Origin of the sequence: Streptomyces viridiviolaceus (assembly GCF_014650995.1) — a bacterium.
GTDB classification, from domain to species: Bacteria; Actinomycetota; Actinomycetes; order Streptomycetales; family Streptomycetaceae; genus Streptomyces; species Streptomyces viridiviolaceus.
The window spans coordinates 31488-47104 of record NZ_BMWA01000004.1; the positions used below are offsets into that span (position 1 = coordinate 31488).

Annotated in this window: 14 protein-coding genes; 5 read left to right on the plus strand and 9 right to left on the minus strand. The window is 74.5% G+C overall.

Features of this window, described 5'->3' with window-relative positions; all coding sequences use genetic code 11:
• Window positions 1-51: 51 nt before the first annotated feature.
• The 3 genes from IE260_RS06125 to lanA form a co-directional block, all read right to left on the minus strand.
• Entirely contained in the window at window positions 52-1425 is a 1374-nt protein-coding gene (locus IE260_RS06125) for a lanthionine synthetase C family protein (RefSeq protein WP_189869444.1), read from the minus strand.
• Window positions 1425-4544 (minus strand): lantibiotic dehydratase, encoded by a 3120-nt coding sequence (locus IE260_RS06130; RefSeq protein ID WP_189869445.1) that lies wholly within the window; start codon window positions 4542-4544, stop codon window positions 1425-1427. The genes IE260_RS06125 and IE260_RS06130 overlap by 1 nt, the downstream gene beginning before the upstream one ends.
• 96 nt (window positions 4545-4640) lie before the next feature.
• Complete coding sequence (gene lanA / locus IE260_RS06135; RefSeq protein WP_189869446.1) at window positions 4641-4808, minus strand: SCO0268 family class II lanthipeptide; 168 nt, start codon at window positions 4806-4808, stop codon at window positions 4641-4643.
• Between the two features lie 194 nt (window positions 4809-5002).
• Between lanA and IE260_RS06140 the strand changes: the two genes are divergently transcribed.
• From IE260_RS06140 to IE260_RS06150, 3 genes are all read left to right on the plus strand, one after another.
• Window positions 5003-6004, plus strand: coding sequence for an NAD-dependent epimerase/dehydratase family protein (locus IE260_RS06140; RefSeq protein ID WP_189869447.1), 1002 nt, complete (start codon window positions 5003-5005; stop codon window positions 6002-6004).
• A gap of 190 nt (window positions 6005-6194) precedes the next feature.
• Complete coding sequence (locus IE260_RS06145) at window positions 6195-6890, plus strand: glycosyltransferase family 2 protein (RefSeq protein WP_189869448.1); 696 nt, start codon at window positions 6195-6197, stop codon at window positions 6888-6890.
• Window positions 6887-7516: a TIGR04282 family arsenosugar biosynthesis glycosyltransferase gene (locus tag IE260_RS06150; protein ID WP_189869449.1), complete on the plus strand. Its 630-nt coding sequence runs from the start codon at window positions 6887-6889 to the stop codon at window positions 7514-7516. The genes IE260_RS06145 and IE260_RS06150 overlap by 4 nt, the downstream gene beginning before the upstream one ends.
• A 167-nt stretch (window positions 7517-7683) precedes the next feature.
• Here the strand turns inward: IE260_RS06150 and IE260_RS06155 are convergent, their stop codons facing one another.
• The gene (locus IE260_RS06155) at window positions 7684-8157 is read right to left on the minus strand and encodes a hypothetical protein (protein ID WP_189869450.1); all 474 of its coding nucleotides are present in this window, start codon (window positions 8155-8157) and stop codon (window positions 7684-7686) included.
• Window positions 8157-9407, minus strand: coding sequence for a molybdopterin-dependent oxidoreductase (locus IE260_RS06160; RefSeq protein ID WP_189869451.1), 1251 nt, complete (start codon window positions 9405-9407; stop codon window positions 8157-8159). Before IE260_RS06160 ends, IE260_RS06155 begins: the two co-directional genes overlap by 1 nt.
• 112 nt (window positions 9408-9519) lie before the next feature.
• Between IE260_RS06160 and IE260_RS06165 the strand changes: the two genes are divergently transcribed.
• Window positions 9520-10893: a hypothetical protein gene (locus IE260_RS06165; protein WP_189869452.1), complete on the plus strand. Its 1374-nt coding sequence runs from the start codon at window positions 9520-9522 to the stop codon at window positions 10891-10893.
• Window positions 10894-10961: 68 nt separating this feature from the next.
• Here the strand turns inward: IE260_RS06165 and IE260_RS06170 are convergent, their stop codons facing one another.
• The 4 genes from IE260_RS06170 to IE260_RS06185 form a co-directional block, all read right to left on the minus strand.
• Window positions 10962-11165, minus strand: a complete 204-nt coding sequence (locus IE260_RS06170; protein ID WP_189869453.1) for a cold-shock protein — start codon at window positions 11163-11165, stop codon at window positions 10962-10964.
• Window positions 11166-11420: 255 nt separating this feature from the next.
• A complete protein-coding gene (locus IE260_RS06175; RefSeq protein ID WP_189869454.1) occupies window positions 11421-11786 on the minus strand; it encodes a MerR family transcriptional regulator in 366 nt (121 codons plus the stop codon).
• Window positions 11787-12448: 662 nt separating this feature from the next.
• Complete coding sequence (locus IE260_RS06180) at window positions 12449-13471, minus strand: hemolysin family protein (protein ID WP_189869455.1); 1023 nt, start codon at window positions 13469-13471, stop codon at window positions 12449-12451.
• Window positions 13468-14808 (minus strand): hemolysin family protein, encoded by a 1341-nt coding sequence (locus IE260_RS06185; RefSeq protein WP_189869456.1) that lies wholly within the window; start codon window positions 14806-14808, stop codon window positions 13468-13470. Before IE260_RS06185 ends, IE260_RS06180 begins: the two co-directional genes overlap by 4 nt.
• A 277-nt stretch (window positions 14809-15085) precedes the next feature.
• Between IE260_RS06185 and IE260_RS06190 the strand changes: the two genes are divergently transcribed.
• The gene (locus tag IE260_RS06190) at window positions 15086-15541 is read left to right on the plus strand and encodes a tellurite resistance TerB family protein (RefSeq protein WP_189869457.1); all 456 of its coding nucleotides are present in this window, start codon (window positions 15086-15088) and stop codon (window positions 15539-15541) included.
• Window positions 15542-15617: the final 76 nt, after the last annotated feature.

Sequence of the window (15617 nt, forward strand, 5' to 3'; positions counted from 1 at the left end):
GCGCCGGGCGGGGCGACGCGCGGCCGTTCCTCCGGCCCGACCGACCCGTGGTCAGGACAGCAGCAGCGGCATGTCCCAGTCACCGGGGGTGCCGTCCGTGCCGTAGGAGTCGAGGGCCAGGGCGACGCCCGCGGCGCCGTCCAGGTAGCCCGAGACGTCGGAGCCGAACGGCACGGCCGTCATGGTGAAGCGGTGACCGAAGGGGAGGTCCGGGTCGAAGGCCGCGGTCAGTTCGGTGGCCAGGCGGTCCCGGAGGGACTCGATGCCCGGGTCGGCGAAGTGCTCGTTGAGCCGGCCGAGCTGGTGGAGGGCGCCCGCCCAGCCATGGCACAGGGCGTGGTCGTGGATGCCCCAGTCGGCGAGGGGCCGGGTGAGGAGGCGGTCCAGGGAGGCGCGGGACAGCAGACTCCAGTCCTCGCGGTGCAGGGCCAGGCCGGCGAGCTGCAGGGCACGGGAGACGCCCGGGGCGCCGTAGCACCAGGACGGCCAGCCGGCGGGCTCGTCGTACGCGTCCGGGCCGGCCGCCCACTGGTCCAGGTCGAGGTGGCCGGGCCAGAACACGCCGTGCCGGTCCTCGACCGCCCAGCGGGTCAGCAGGTCGGCGGTCGATTCGATGCCCTCCTGATGGCCCGGAAGCCTGACGCCCTGCTGCCAGGCGAGGGACAGCAGGGCCAGCGGCCCCGCCACGCCGTGCGAGACGCCCAGGTTGAGGTGCCCGTCCGGGAACGCGTCCTCCGAGCCGATGCGCGGAGCGTCCAGGGCCCACCAGCGCGGCACGCGGTGCCCTCGGTGTTCGACGGTGCCCCGGGCCAGGCGGATCAGGTGGCCGAGGACGCCTTCCAGGGCCTCGCCACAGGTTTCCGCGCGGGCCAGCAGGTAGCGGCCCACTCCGGTGAGCCCGCGGACCAGTTCGTAGTGGCCGATGGTGGGCAGCGGGGCGTCCGTGGCAGGGGGCAGGACCGTGCGCACGAGGTCTCGCTGGTAGGCGTCGAGGCTGCGCAGCGCGGAGACGTAACCGCCGGTGCGGCGGTGCGCGAGCAGGACGGCGAAGGCCAGGGCGCCCGGCCCCTTGAAGACGCCGCTCGGGGTGACGGATCCGGACGCCACGGCTCGGGTGGCCGCTGCCAGGTAGGCGTGCGCGCGGGGGATCTGCTCGGCCGCCCTGTGGGCCACTCCGCCGAAGGCCATGGCCAGGCCGGGGCTTCCGCTGCCCAGGGTCAGTTCGGCCCACACGGGTTCGCCGACGCCGTCGTCGGCGGCTTCGGCGGGAATGCGGGTGGCGGCCATGGTGGCGGCGGGGTCGGCCAGCCGGTCGAGGATCCCGGCCGAGACGGTCAGGGCGCGGGCCCGTACGTCGGCCCGGGCGGGGGCACGGGTCGTGCCGGTGGCCGCGGTCGTGCCGGTGGCCGCGGTCGTGCCGGTCATCAGGGCCTCCCTGCGTGCTTCCGCCGGCCGAGGTGGGCGCGGGCCGCGCCGCGCAGGACGGCGTATCCGCGGGCCTCCGCGGCGGGGTCGATGCCGAACAGGCGGTTGTGGCGCATGTGCAGGAGGGACAGCACGGCCTCGTCGCGGTCGGCCGGTGCCGCGTCCAGGACCAGGCGGCCGTAGGCGCGTGGCTCCGGAGTCCCGGTCCACAGCTGTGCGAGCGCCGGGGACGACAGTGCCTCGGCGGTCAGACGCGCGGCCTCGCCGGGGCGGATCAGGCGGTCGGCCGACGCACGGTGGCGCCGGTGGGCGTCGTGCTCCGGGCCCTTGGTGAACGTGTGGTCCACCCAGGAGCACCAGTCCCAGTCGCCCAGGGAGTCGAGCAGTACGGCGTGGCCCGCGGCGGCGAGCACGTCGTCCGGTGGGGGCGCGGACGCCGAGCGACGGGCGCGCAGTTGCAGCAGTGCGGAGAGGCTGTCCGTCCGGAAGAAGCGCTCGGCTGCCTCCTGGGCGCGTTCGCCGCCGTAGCGGTCGGTCTCCGGGCGGTACACGTCCAGGCCCATGGTGCGCAGCGCGCCGGACTCGATCAGGCCGCGGGTGCGGCGGGCGAGGAGGGGCAGGACCCGGGTGTTCAGCCTGTCCGGGTCGCCGTGCAGGCGCAGGCGCAGATGCGGCTCGGGGTCCCGGTAGCGCAGGAAGAACCACCGGTCGACGTCCTCCTCCACCTCCTCCAGCAGCGTCGGCAGGTGGTCGGTCAGGAGGGAGTCGTGGGCGGCCGGTTCGGCGTAGAGCTTGACGAAGAGCCAGTCCTCGCCCGGGAGATGGATCCGGGTGGGCGAGCGCCGGACCGGGGTGCGCCCGGTCCGCGGTGCGGGGGGCGGGGGCGTCGCGGGACGCCCGGTGCTCACCAGCGGCACCACGATCTCGGTGCTGTGGCCCCCGTTCCAGCCCAGGCCGGCACCGTCGGCCGTGAGGTCCTCGTAGAGGACGAAGCGGGGCTGGGCGGCGGTCAGTTCGGAGCGCAGCAGGTCCTGGTCCCAGGGGTCGCGCAGGTCCACCGGGTACATCTGGTCGTTGCGGGCGATCTGCACGCGGTCGGGCACGGCGAGGCGCCGGCGCCACTCGCGCAGCCCCCGCTGCCACGTGGAGCCGTCGCGGGTGCGGGCGGCGTCCCGGAGCCGCCGGCCCGGGAGCCAGCGGCGGGGGGTGGCGAGGACCCGGCCGTAGCGGATGGCGGGCAGGTAGGGGAGCACGTCCAGGCCGGCCCAGTCCCAGCCCGACCAGACCCGGGGGCGGGCCATGGCCAGGTCGGCCAGGAAGCGGGCCACCGGGGGCGCCTGGGTGTCGAGGGCGAGCATGTGCGGGAAGACCGGCTTGACCTGGCGCCCGCTCGGCTCGTGCAGCAGCCGCAGGCCGTCCGCGCCGGCCGCCACCAGCAACGTGCGCCAGTCCAGGCAGTGCGGGTCGCTCCGGTCGTCGGCGACGCCGACGGGGATGCGGTACGGCAGCAGCCGCGGCACCTGGACGATGTTGAGGGAACGCGGGTCGTGCGGCGCGACCTCGACCTGCGCCGCGATGGAGTTCCCGTCCGAGGCGTGTGCTGCCAGCCGGGCGAGTTCGTCGGTGAGGCCGACGAGTCCGGCGAAGCGGCCCGCGGTGGCGCCGGCGGTCCAGGAGCCGATGTGCGGGCTGCCCAGGAGCCGGAAGTCGCCGCGTTCCAGGGCGTCCGCGCTGTCGGCGAGGATCTGGAAGCACAGTTCGAGGGTCCGGGGCGGGGCGCTGCGGGGGTCGTGGCCCGCGGCGGTGGCCAGCCGCTCCACGTCCTCGTCGGTGAGTTCGACGTCGCCCCCGGCCAGGACGGCCTGCTGGACCAGTTCGCCGATCACGCCCCGGCGCGGGCGGTCGGCGTCGTCGCCGGGCCCCTCGCGGGTGTGGGTGGGCGGGTCCGTGTACTCGGGCGGCAGTCCCAGGCCTCGGTGCGGATCGACGAGGTCGGCCAGCGGGACGGCGGACGCGGTGCCGTACCGCTCGATGAAACGGTCCCGGTAGTCCCGCAGGTGCGCGAGGGTCGTCCACTCCGGCGTCATCGCCCAGACGGCCGCGGCGTAGCGGCGCGCCTCCTCGCCGACCGTGTCGGGCAGGACGAGGTCGGCGGGCATCCGCAGGTCGACGTGGACCGGCGGGCGGCGGTCCACGCCGCTCTCCGCGCCCTGCCCGGTCCGCCCCGCGGCGTCGAGCCGGTGCACGCCGTCGAGCAGGGTCCGCCAGGACTCGTGGCCCCGGCCGGGCGGGTCCTGCTCGTGCGCGGCGGCGGCCGAGCGGATCGCGCGCAGGCCCGTGGCCGCGTCCGGAAGGGTGTCCTTGACGGCGGCCTCGATACGGTCCAGCAACTCGTCGTCGATGCGGTGCGGGGTGAGCGAGGTGAGCAGCAGGCCGTGCTGGAGGAGGCCGCCCAGCTGGGCGTCGAGCCGGTCGGGCGGGAGTGCGGGGAAGCGACGCGCCAGCTCGTCGAAGAGGGCGGCGTAGGGGACGGGGACGGCGGCGAGTTCCCGCACGGCGGCGACCAGCGCGGTGTCGCGGACCGAGACCTGCCGCTCCCCCGTGCTCAGGGTCAGCCGGCCGTCCCTGAGCACGCACAGGTCGTTGAGGGTGACGTCCACCCGGCGGCGGACCCCGGGGTCGGCGAGCCAGGCCAGGACCCTGCGGTGCAGCCAGCCGCCGTCGAGGCGGACCGACACCTCGCCGGCCCCGGCGGGCCCCGCCTTGGCCACGGGCCCGAAACGGGCCCTGCCCACTCCCGCGAACAGCCCGAAGGGGGTGGGGCGTCCGCCGGACCGCCGCGCGTACCGGGTGAGGGTCCGCGCGGCGCTGAGCAGACGTTTGCGGCCGAGCGCCGCCACGCCCGCGTCGTCACCGATCTGCCGGAGGCTGAGCGCCAGACTGCCGCTGGCCACCTCGACCGCCTGGCGCAGCAGCGGGTCGGCCGCCAGCCGGCGGACACCCGGTACGGGATCGTCGGCGTCGACGAGGGCCCCTGCGCCCTCCTGGTCCCGTGGCCGGCTCGCGATCCGCACCAGCACCGGTTCGTGCACCTCGAAGAGATCGGACTCCCGTCGCAACGTTCCCGCTTCCTCGCTTCCCTCGGATCGCTTCCCTCGGATGTGGAACGGCGGGGCAGGCCGTGCCTGCCCCGCCCCGCGCGGTCCGGTTCTCCGTTACGCGCAGCAGATGGGACAGCGGGTGCCGATGGCGTAGCTGCTCGGCGAGGTGTACGTGCCCTGTCCGAACTGCTGCGTCTGCTCCGGTACGTCGGAGACACGCAGGTCGAGGTCGAGGTCGAGGTCGGAGGCGGCGTCGTTCTGCAGGACTGTCTCGGTGCGCATGCTTCTCCCTGGTTGGACGAGTTGCACGGGCTCGAACACGCCGAGGCACTTGGTCTCCTCGGCAGTCGCCACTGTTCACTACTGACCCGGAGTTCAGGGAGCACGATTCCGGCCACGATGGGCCCGGTCCTGCGGAGGGCGACGTGCCGGGCCGGTCACCGGGGCGGGAGCCCTCGCGGACCTAGCGTGTCCCCATGCGCGTACTGGTCACCGGCGGCGCCGGGTTCATCGGGTCCCACGTCATGGCGGCGCTCCGGACGCACGGACACGAGCCCGTCGGGTACGACGTGCGGGAGGATCCCGGCGCCGACGTACGCGATCCGGCGGCCGTCGCTCGGGCCCTGGCCGGCGTGGACGCCGTGTGCCACCACGCGGCGATGGTCGGGCTCGGCACCGGGTTCGCCGACGCCGCCGAGTACGTCTCCCGCAACGACCTGGGCACCGCCGTCCTGCTCACCGCCATGGCCGAGGCGGGCGTGCGGCGTCTGGTCCTGGCCGGCTCGATGGTCGTGTACGGGGAGGGCCGTTACGCGTGCCGGCGGCACGGGGTGGTACGGCCGGGGCCGCGCTCGGTCGCCGACCTGGACGCGGGCCGGTTCGAGCCCGTGTGCCCGGCGTGCGGGGACGACCTCGTCCCGGGGCTGGTCGGGGAGGACGCCCCGGCCGACCCCCGCAACGTGTACGCCGCCACCAAGCTGGCCCAGGAGCACCTGGCCGCCGCCTGGGCCCGGGCGACGGGCGCCTCGGCGGTGTCGCTGCGGTACCACAACGTCTACGGGCCCGGCATGCCCCGCGACACCCCGTACGCCGGCGTCGCCTCCTTCTTCCGCTCCGCGCTCGCCCGGGGCGAGGCGCCCCGGGTGTTCGAGGACGGCCGCCAGCGCCGGGACTTCGTGCACGTACGGGACGTGGCCGCGGCGAACCTGGCGGCGCTGGAGTCACCGGCGCCCCCGGGGAGACTCGCGGTGTACAACACCGGCAGCGGCGAGCCGCACACGGTGGGCGAGATGGCGGCGGCGCTGGCCGCCGCGTACGGCGGACCCCGGCCCGTCGTCACCGGCGAGTACCGCCTCGGCGACGTGCGGCACATCACCGCGGACTCCTCGCGGCTGCGGACCGAGCTGGGCTGGCAGCCGGAGGTGGGATTCGCCGCGGGGATGCGGGAGTTCGCGCGGGCCGGGCTGCGCGGGGAGTGAGACGACCCGTGCCCGGCGACGACCTGCCGCCCGACGGGGCCGCCCGCGGTGGCCTCGTGCGGCGGATGCGTGCATCCCGTCTCTCGCCGCGCCGGCCCCGGCGCTCCCCCGGCCGCCGGAGTCCGCGCCGTCCGCGTTTCGCAAGGACAGGAAGTCCGTTTCGTCCGCTTGCGGTTCGTAGGGTGAGGCCGTGACCGCCCCGCCCGCTCCCGACGTCGACCTCGTGCTCCCCTGCCTGAACGAGGCCGAGGCCCTCCCCTGGGTCCTGGCCCGCGTCCCGGCCGGCTGGCGCCCGCTCGTCGTCGACAACGGCTCCACCGACGGCTCGGCGGACACGGCCCGCGCGCTCGGCGCCACCGTCGTGCACGAGCCGCGCCGGGGCTTCGGCGCCGCCTGCCACGCCGGCCTGACCGCCGCCACCGCCGACCTCGTGTGCTTCTGCGACTGCGACGCCTCCCTCGACCCGGCACTGCTGGAACCGTTCGTGCGCGAGGTCCGCGCCGGCACCGCCGACCTGGTGCTCGGCCGCAGACGACCCCAGGGCCGGGGCGCCTGGCCCGCCCACGCCCGCGCGGGCAACCTCGCGCTCGCCCTGCTGCTGCGCCGCCGTACCGGCCTGCGCCTGCACGACCTCGGCCCGCTGCGCGCCGCCCGCCGCGAGCCGCTGCTCGCCCTCGGCCTGACCGACCGGCGCAGCGGCTACCCCCTTCAGATGGTCGTGCGCGCCGCCGACGCGGGCTGGCGGATCGCCGAGCACGACGTCCCCTACCTGCCGCGCACCGGCGCCTCCAAGGTGACGGGCACCTGGCGCGGCACCTGGCAGGCGGTACGGGACATGCGCCGCGTCCTGGCCGAGCCGCCGGCCCGTGAGGGGAACCCCCGGTGACCACCCTCCTCGTCATCGCCAAGGAGCCGCGCCCCGGCCGCGTCAAGACCCGGCTCACCCCGCCCTACACCCCGGCGGAAGCGGCGGCGCTCGCGGAGGCGGCCCTCGTCGACACCCTGCGCACCGTGGCGGCGACGCCCGCGCACCGGCGGGTACTGGTGCTCGACGGCGCCCCCGGCCCCTGGCTGCCGCCCGGCTTCGACGTCGCGCCCCAGTGCGCGGGCGGCCTCGACGAACGGCTCGCGAACGCCTTCGCCGGATGTGCCGGCCCGGCCCTGCTGATCGGCATGGACACCCCCCAGGTCACGCCGGAGCTGCTCACCGTGGACTTCGCCGACTGCGACGCGTACTTCGGTCCGGCCGAGGACGGCGGCTTCTGGGCCCTGGGGCTGGCCCGGCCCGACCCCGGCCTGCTGCGGGGCGTGCCCATGTCGACGCCGACGACGGGGGCCGTGCAGCGGGAGCGGCTGCTGGCGGCCGGGCTGCGGGTGCGCGACCTGCCCCGCCTGCGCGACGTCGACACCGCCGCCGACGCACGGGCCGTGGCGGCACTGGCCCCCCACAGCCGGTTCGCCGCCCGGCTCGCCTGCTGCTCACCGGCCACCGGCGGACGAGCGGACCGATGAGCGGGCCCGCGAACGGCGTCCGCGGACACGCGCCCGGCGGCCTGCTGATCCCCGAGACCGACCTGGCGGACGTCGACGAAGGCACCCCCGTGCAGGTCGTCGACGCCCGGGCGGCCGCCCCGTCTGCGCCCGGCTCGGCACGCGGGCGCCGCCCGGCCGGCGGGCCGTCACTCACTGGACGGCCGGGGACCGCGCTTCGTCTCCCTGCGCAGCCGCAGCGCCAACAGCAGCGCCGAGACACCGAACAGCACGGCCGTGATCAGCAGCCAGCGGGCGGGGAAACCGTCCGCCGACAGCCCGGCGGCCGATCGGTAACGCCGGTCCACCCGGCCGCTGATCAGCGGGAACCAGACGAGCAGCAGCAGCCCGGAGAACGCGGCCGGAACACGCACGTACCCCGTCCACGTCCGGCGTCCGGCCACGTCGAATCCCCGGACGACCGCCCGGTCCAGCACCGCGTACAGGGGCAGCAGCACCAGGTCGTGCAGCAGCGCCGCCCCCACGAACCACAGCGCCACGCCGAACCAGTCACCGGCCAGCAGCCGCACGCCCGCGTAACCGGCGAGCGCGAACGAGCAGGCGAGCAGGACGATCTGGAACGGACTGCCGATCGCCGGCCGCAGCCGGGCCACAGGGTCCATCACCGGTCTCCGAACGTCATCCGGGCCACCCACTTGGTGTTGAGCACGCCAGGCACGGCTGGCACGATCACCCGCGCCGGGTGGCCGTGGTCCGGGCTCAGCACCTCGCCGTTGACGTACAGGGCGAGCAGGGAGCGCGGGTCGGCCACCTGGTTGGCACGCAGGGCCGCGTGCCGGAACGCACCGCGCCGCTGGAGGGACTCGACGAGCACGTCCGGCGGTTCGCCCTCGTGACCGACCAGCGCCGCGAGGTCCCGCAGCCGCACGCCGCGCCACCACTGGTCGGACGTCGACCAGCCCTCCACGCACGCGATGGGCAACGCCGCGCTGTGCAGGGGCAGCCGCAGCAGATCGGCCCGGCCGAGGCGCACGGTCCCCGAACGCCCGGTGACGACGAGCCGCCACGCCTCGTCGGCCGTCTCCGCGGCGTCGACGCCCGCGTAGGCGGCCGTCTTGTTGATCTGGAAGCCGTTCGGGCCGCCACCGGGCTCGGCTCCGCCGTGCGGCGAGAGCACGGCCGTCGCGCGCAGTGGCCCGTCGAAGCTGCGGCCGGCGTTCGTGCCGAACAGCAGCAGCGAGCCACCGCCGACCAGCCACAGCGCCCCGCGCCGCGACACGGTGGGCGGGTCGGGGCGCGGGGAGACCAGGTCGCTCTTCTCCTCCGCCGCCCCGGCACGCATCCGCCGTACATTGCGCACCACGATCGGCGCCTTCAGGGCGACGTGCGCGACGAACGCGGCGAAGAACACCCAGGCGCCGTAGAAGTGCAGGGGGTAGAAGGAGCCGGGGAAGACGTAGTCCAACTGGACGTTGAGCACACCGGTGACGAACTGGAACAGCGCGCCGCCGACCAGCAGCAGCAGCGAGATCCGCTCCAGCGCGTGGGCGAACGAGCGGGCCGGCGGCAGCGCGAACAGTCTCGGCACCACCGACCACAGCTTGGCCAGCAGCACCGGGACGAGGGTGAGCCCGAGGGTGACGTGGACGCCCTGCGTGAGGCGGTACAGCCAGTACGGGTCGGTCGGCCACGCGAAGAGGTAGAAGCCGAGGATCCCCTTGCCCGGCGTCATGTCGTTCACCGGCGACAGGTCCGGGTTGTAGGCGGCGTAGGACAGCAGGCCCGTCACGAACAGCACGGTGATGCCGACGAGCAGCACGAGGCCGAGCACCGACGTGAACCGGGGACCGCGCAGGGGGCTGCGCCAGAACCCCGGGGAGGAGGGAAGCCGTGGGGCGTCGTTGTCGCGCATGTCCCGACCGTAGGACGGAACGGGCCCCTGACCGGGTGCGCGACCCGTGACGAAACGCTGACGTCCGCCGCGTGCGCCGTTCCCGTGCCCCGTCCCGCCCTACGGTTCCCCTGTGACCCGCGCTCTCCTCCGCGACCTGTACGCCGTCGCGGCCGCCGTGCTGCTCGTGCTGACGGCCGTAGTGATCGGCCGCCACATCCAGGACACCCGCCACACGCTGCTCGTCGGCTGGCCGCCCCTGGTGGGCCGGTGGGATCCGCACGTGGGTCCGGGCACCCCGGCGGCCGTCCTGGTGGCGGCGGCCACCGTGGTGTACGGCCCGGCGCTGGCGGCCCGGCTGCCGTGGCGCGGACTGCTCGCGGGGGCCTGGGGCACGGCCATGGCCTGGATCTGGTCGCTCGCGCTGATCGACGGCTGGCACCGGGGCATCGCGGTCCGGCTCACCACCCGTTTCGAGTACCTCCAGGTCATCGACCGCTTCGACGACATCCCGGCCGCCCTGCGCGACTTCACCCGGCACATCCTGATCGACTCCCCCGACAACTGGCCCGCCCACATCGCCGGCCACCCCCCGGCGGCCACGCTCACCTTCGTCCTGCTCGACCGGGTGGGGCTGCGGGGCGGGGGCTGGGCCGGGACCTGGTGCATCACCGTCGGCGCGACGGCCTGCATGGCCGTGCTGGTGGCGGTCCGGGCCCTGGCCGACGAACGGCTCGCCCGGCGGGCGGCGCCCTTCCTGGTCCTGGCGCCGGCCGCGGTGTGGCTGGGCACGTCGGCCGACGCCTACTTCGCGGCGGTCGCCGCGTGGGCCGTGGCACTGCTGGCCCTCGCGGTCACCGGACGCTCCCTGTGGTGGGCGGCGGGCTCGGGGCTGCTGTTCGGCCTGACCTGCTATCTGTCGTACGGCCTCACGCTCTTCGCGGTGGTGGGAGCGGCGGTGCTGCTGCTCGGCCGGCGGCGCGTGCGCGAGCGGCCCGTGCTCCTCCTGTACCTGCTCGCGGGGCTGGCCGTCGTCCCGGCGGCGTTCACCGCGGCCGGTTTCGACTGGTGGGAGGCGTACCACCTGCTCGTCACCCGCTACTACCAGGGCGCGGGCGGTGTCCGCCCGTACGGCTACTGGGTGTGGGCCAACCTCGCCTGCACGGTCCTCGTCACGGGTCCGGCGACGGCGGCGGCCGTCCGGCGGACCGGCGCCGTACTGGTCCGCTCGCGCGGGGCGATGCTCAGCGAGCCCGGCGGGCCCGGCGACTCCCGCGGCCCCGCGGCGGCGAGAGCGCGCTTCGCCCTGCTCGTGTCCTCGGCGCTGCTGGCCCTCCTGGTCGCCGACCTGTCGGGAATGAGCAAGGCCGAGACGGAACGCATCTGGCTCCCGTTCGCGATGTGGCTGCTTCCGGCCTGCGCGCTGCTCAGCCGTCCTCGTGTCTGGCTCGCGGCCCAGGCCGTGCTCGCCCTGCTCCTCAACCATTTCCTGGCGACCGGCTGGTGAGGGTTCCCGGGCAGCACAAAGGGCCCGCACCTCGCGGTGCGGGCCCCTCGTCGTGGGGTTCGCGCGTGTTACGCGGGAACGATGTTCTCCGCCTGCGGGCCCTTCTGGCCCTGCGTGACGTCGAAGTTCACCCGCTGGCCTTCCTGCAGCTCGCGGAAGCCCTGGGTGGCGATGTTCGAGTAGTGGGCGAAAACGTCGGCGCCGCCGCCGTCCTGCGCGATGAAGCCGAAGCCCTTTTCGGCGTTGAACCACTTCACGGTACCGGTGGCCATGTCATTTACTCCTAGGCAGTGCTGGAGGCCCGCACTGTGCGGGCCTTCCTCATCGCCGCGATGATCACCTGCCCGGGAAAACCGGTAACACAAATGGCAACCACAACTGCAACTGACGTCGACCCTAGCACGAGATATCCCGGCGGCGCGGCGAAAAAAAATCCGGCGAAAATCACTGCAGATTTGGGAATGAAACATTTTTCCCGGGTCCGGCGAATATCTGTTCCGTCGACGTCAGATTTTCGCCCGCCGCCCTCACGGCTCCTGCCGGGACCCGGTCCGCTCGGCCGCGCGGCGCAGTTCCTCGTTGGCACGCAGGGCCTCCGCCAGCTCGTCCTCGAGCCGGACGATGCGGCAGGCGGCCTCGATCGGCGTTCCCTGGTCGGCCAGTTCCCGGGCGCGGGCGGCACGGCGCAGTTGCCGGCGCGAGTACCGGCGGTGACCGCCTTCCGAACGCGTCGGGCTGATCAGCCGCGCCTCGCCGAGGGCGCGGAGGAAACCGGGCGTGGCGCCGATCAGTTCGGCCGCCCTGCCCATGGTGTACGCCGGGTAGCGATCGTCGTCGAGCCGGTCGGCGGCCGGTGTCCGGCCCTCGGCGTCGAGCCCGCTCTCCGACGGCATGCGCACCTTCCCGCGGACCGCCTGGGACACGGCCCGCCGCAGGGAATCCGGTTCCCCCGCACCTGAACTCTAGTCGCGTCCATCGGATATCTGCCCCGGCGAACACAGATCCGCCCCCGTCCGCAGCGCCCTGGGCCGCTCCTCGCGGCCCGGGGTGCCTGTGTCTCCCTCGGCTTCGGCGCACGCGTGGCCGCCGGCCGGCCGGGCGAGGACGTTCCGCGAGAACTCGTCCTGCTCCTTCGGCGGTGGATCGCACCAGGGACGGCCGCCTGCGCGCTCGCCCCGACCGTGCCGCCGGCGGTCCACAGCCGCACCATGACGGCCGACGGCAGCTCTCCGCCGCCGGTCACCAGCACGGCCGACGGGTCGGCCGCCGTGCACCGCTCCGCAGGACCGCGTCCCGCACGTCGGTCCCGCGGATCCCGTCCCGGTCCCGGGCCCATGCCGGAAGGGCCCGAGGGTCTCGGCCCCGTCCTTGGCGGCCGCGCCGCGGACGCCGTACCGGTGGGCTCGGCCCCCGCGTACACGCAGTCCTCGGTGATGCGGAACGGGCCGACCACGGCCATGGGTCCGTCCCGCAGCAGCCCCGGCCGGGCGAGCGGCGGTGCCGGTGGCCGCTCGTCCGGGTGTCGCCGGTGCCCGCGGGACGGCTTCCCGTCAGGTCACGTGCCCACCGTCGCGGGCCCCACCAGTTCCGTCAGGACGTCCTCCATCGTCACGAAGCCCAGGACCGTGCCCGTCTCGCCCGTGACCGCGGCCAGGTGGCTGCCGGTCGCGCGCAGGGCGGTGAGGGTGTCGTCGAGCGGGGTGTCGATGCGGACCCGGCTGATCGGGTGCAGGCTGGCGCGGGGGAAGGGGCGGTCGCGGTCGGTGACGCCGAGGGTGTCCTTGATGTGCAGGTAGCCCAGCAGCGCACCGCCGGGGCCGGTGACCGGGAGGCGGGAGAAGCCCGCCTCGACGGCCAGCCGTTCCAGCTGGGCCGGGGTGACGGTGTGGGGTGCCGTGCGCATCTTCTGGACGGGGACGAGGATCTCGCCGACCGGGCGGGTGCCCAGCTCCAGCGCGTCGCGCAGGCGTTCGCCGTCGGCCGGGGTGAGCAGTCCGGCCTCGCTGGCGTCCACGACCATGCGGGCCAGCTGGTCGTCGGTGAAGACGGCCTCGACCTCGTTCTTCGGCTCCACCCTGAGCAGCTTGAGGAGCGTGTTGGCGAAGGCGTTGATGCCGAAGACGACCGGCCTCAGCGCCCGGGTGAGCGCGACGAGCGGCGGACCCAGCAGCAGCGCGGTGGTGGCCGGCGCGGCCAGCGCGATGTTCTTCGGGATCATCTCGCCGATCAGCATGTGCAGATACGTGGCGAGGGACAGCGCGATGGCGAACGCGATGGGGTGCACCAGCGCGTGCGGGACGTGGACGGCCTCGAAGACCGGCTCCATCAGATGCGCGATGGCCGGTTCCGCGACCGCGCCGAGCACCAGCGAGGAAACGGTGATGCCCAGCTGGGCCGTGGCCATCATCGCCGACAGGTGCTGCAGGCCCCACAGCGTCATCCGGGCCCGCTTGTCGCCCTGCTTCGCGCGCGGCTCGATCTGGCTGCGGCGTACGGAGATCAGGGCGAACTCGCCGCCCACGAAGAACGCGTTGGTCAGCAGCGTCAGGGCGCCGATGAAGAGCTGCAGCGCGGTCATCGGGCCGCCTCCGGCTGCTCCAGGGGGACGCCGGCCGCGGCGGGCGCGATGATGCGCAGGCGGTCGGCGCGGTGGTGGTCGACGTCCAGGACGTCCAGCCGCCAGCCGGCCACGAAGATGACGTCACCCTTGGCGGGGATGCGTGCCAGGTTCGTGGCGATCAGGCCGGCCAGGGTCTCGTACGGCCCGTCGGGCGCGGTCAGTCCGATCTCCGCGAGCCGGTCGAGGCGGACGGAGCCGTCCGCCTCCCAGGCCGCGCGGCCGTCGGCCTCGGCGGGCGCGGGCAGCAGGTCCGGTGTCTCGACGGGGTCGTGCTCGTCGCGCACCTCGCCGACGACCTCCTCGACGATGTCCTCGACGGTCGCCACCCCCGCCGTACCGCCGTACTCGTCGATGACGACGGCCATGGTGCGGGTGGCGCGCAGCCGCTCCAGGAGCCGGTCGGCGGGCAGGCTGTCGGGCACCAGGAGCGGTGCGGTCGCCAGGTCGGTGACCGGGGTGACCGCGCGCCGCTCCGGGTCCAGGGCGAGGACGTCGCGGATGTGGACGGTGCCGACGACCTCGTCCAGGCTGTCCCGGTAGACCGGGAAGCGGGACAGGCCGGTGGCGTGGGTGAGGTTGGCGGCGTCCGCGGCGGTGGCGTGGGCCTCCAGGGCCTTGACGTCCACCCGCGGCGTCATGACGTTCTGGGCGGTCAGCTCGCTCAGGTGCAGGGTCCGGACGAAGAGTTCGGCCGAGTCCGCCTCGAGGGCACCCTCGGCGGCCGAGTGCTGGGCGAGCGCGACCAGTTCCTCGGGGCTGCGGGCGGACGCCAGTTCCTCGGCGGGCTCCAGGCCGAAGCGGCGCACGGAACGGTTGGCGGTGTTGTTCAGGTGCCGGATGAAGGGACCGAACGCGGCCGTGAAGCCGCGCTGCGGACCGGCCACCACCTTGGCGACCGCCAGCGGGCGGGAGATCGCCCAGTTCTTCGGCACCAGCTCGCCGACGACCATCAGGACGACGGTGGAGACGGCCACGCCGAGCACGGTCGCCACCGTGGAGGCGGCGCCGCCCAGGCCGATCGCCCGCAACGGGCCGCGCAGCAGCGCGGCGAGCGACGGCTCGGCGAGCATGCCGATGACCAGGGAGGTCACGGTGATGCCGAGCTGGGCACCGGAGAGCTGGAGGGTCAGGCCGCGTACGGCCTTCAGGGCGCCGTCGGCGCCGCGCTCGCCGGATCCGGCGGCACGCTCCAGGTCACCGCGCTCGACGGTGGTCAGGGAGAACTCGGCCGCGACGAACACCGCGCAGGCCAGGGTGAGGAGGAGGGCCAGCAGGAGCAGCAGGACCTCGGTCACCGTGCCACCCCGCTTCCCTCACGCACGGACAGCGCGGGCTGCGGGCCGGCCATGGCACGGCCGGTACTGGGAGGCTCCATTACGGAACGGGACTCCTTAGCGGGGTCGGGGGCCGGTGCGACGACGCTTCGGCCCGGGGCTTGCCCTTCTCATGGTAAAGGAGAAGCAAAGGCATCGCTTCTACTCGGTTGTAGAGAACGGCGGGACACCTTCGGTTGTTCCCGCCCTCTGATAGTTTCTACACGACTGTAGAGACTATGACCCGTACGGAGTTCTCATGGCCCTGTGGGACCGCCTCAAGGAGTCCGCGTCGCAGATGCAGACCCAGCTCGCGGCGAAGAAGAACGACCTCAAGAGCGGTGCCTTCCGGGACGCCGGCATGGCGATGTGCGCGCTGGTCGCCGCCGCCGACGGCACGGTCGACCCGTCGGAGCGGCAGCGCGTGGCCCAGCTGATCGCGACCAACGAGGTGCTGCGGAACTTCCCCGCCGACGATCTGCGCCGCCGCTTCGAGGACAACCTGGACAGGCTGACCGCCGACTTCGCCTTCGGCAAGGTCAGCGTCCTGCAGGAGATCGCCAAGGCGAGGAAGAAGCCCGCCGAGGCACGGGCCGTGGTGCAGATCGGCATCGTGATCAGCGGCGCCGACGGCGACTTCGACAAGGACGAGCAGGCCGTGGTCCGCGAGGCGTGCTTCGCCCTCGGCCTGCCGCCGCACGAGTTCGACCTCTGATCGACCTCCCGTCCCACTCCGCAGTAGATTCCGTCCGGGCCCGTGCCGCGGGCCCGGACCGCATGCCACCAGGGGA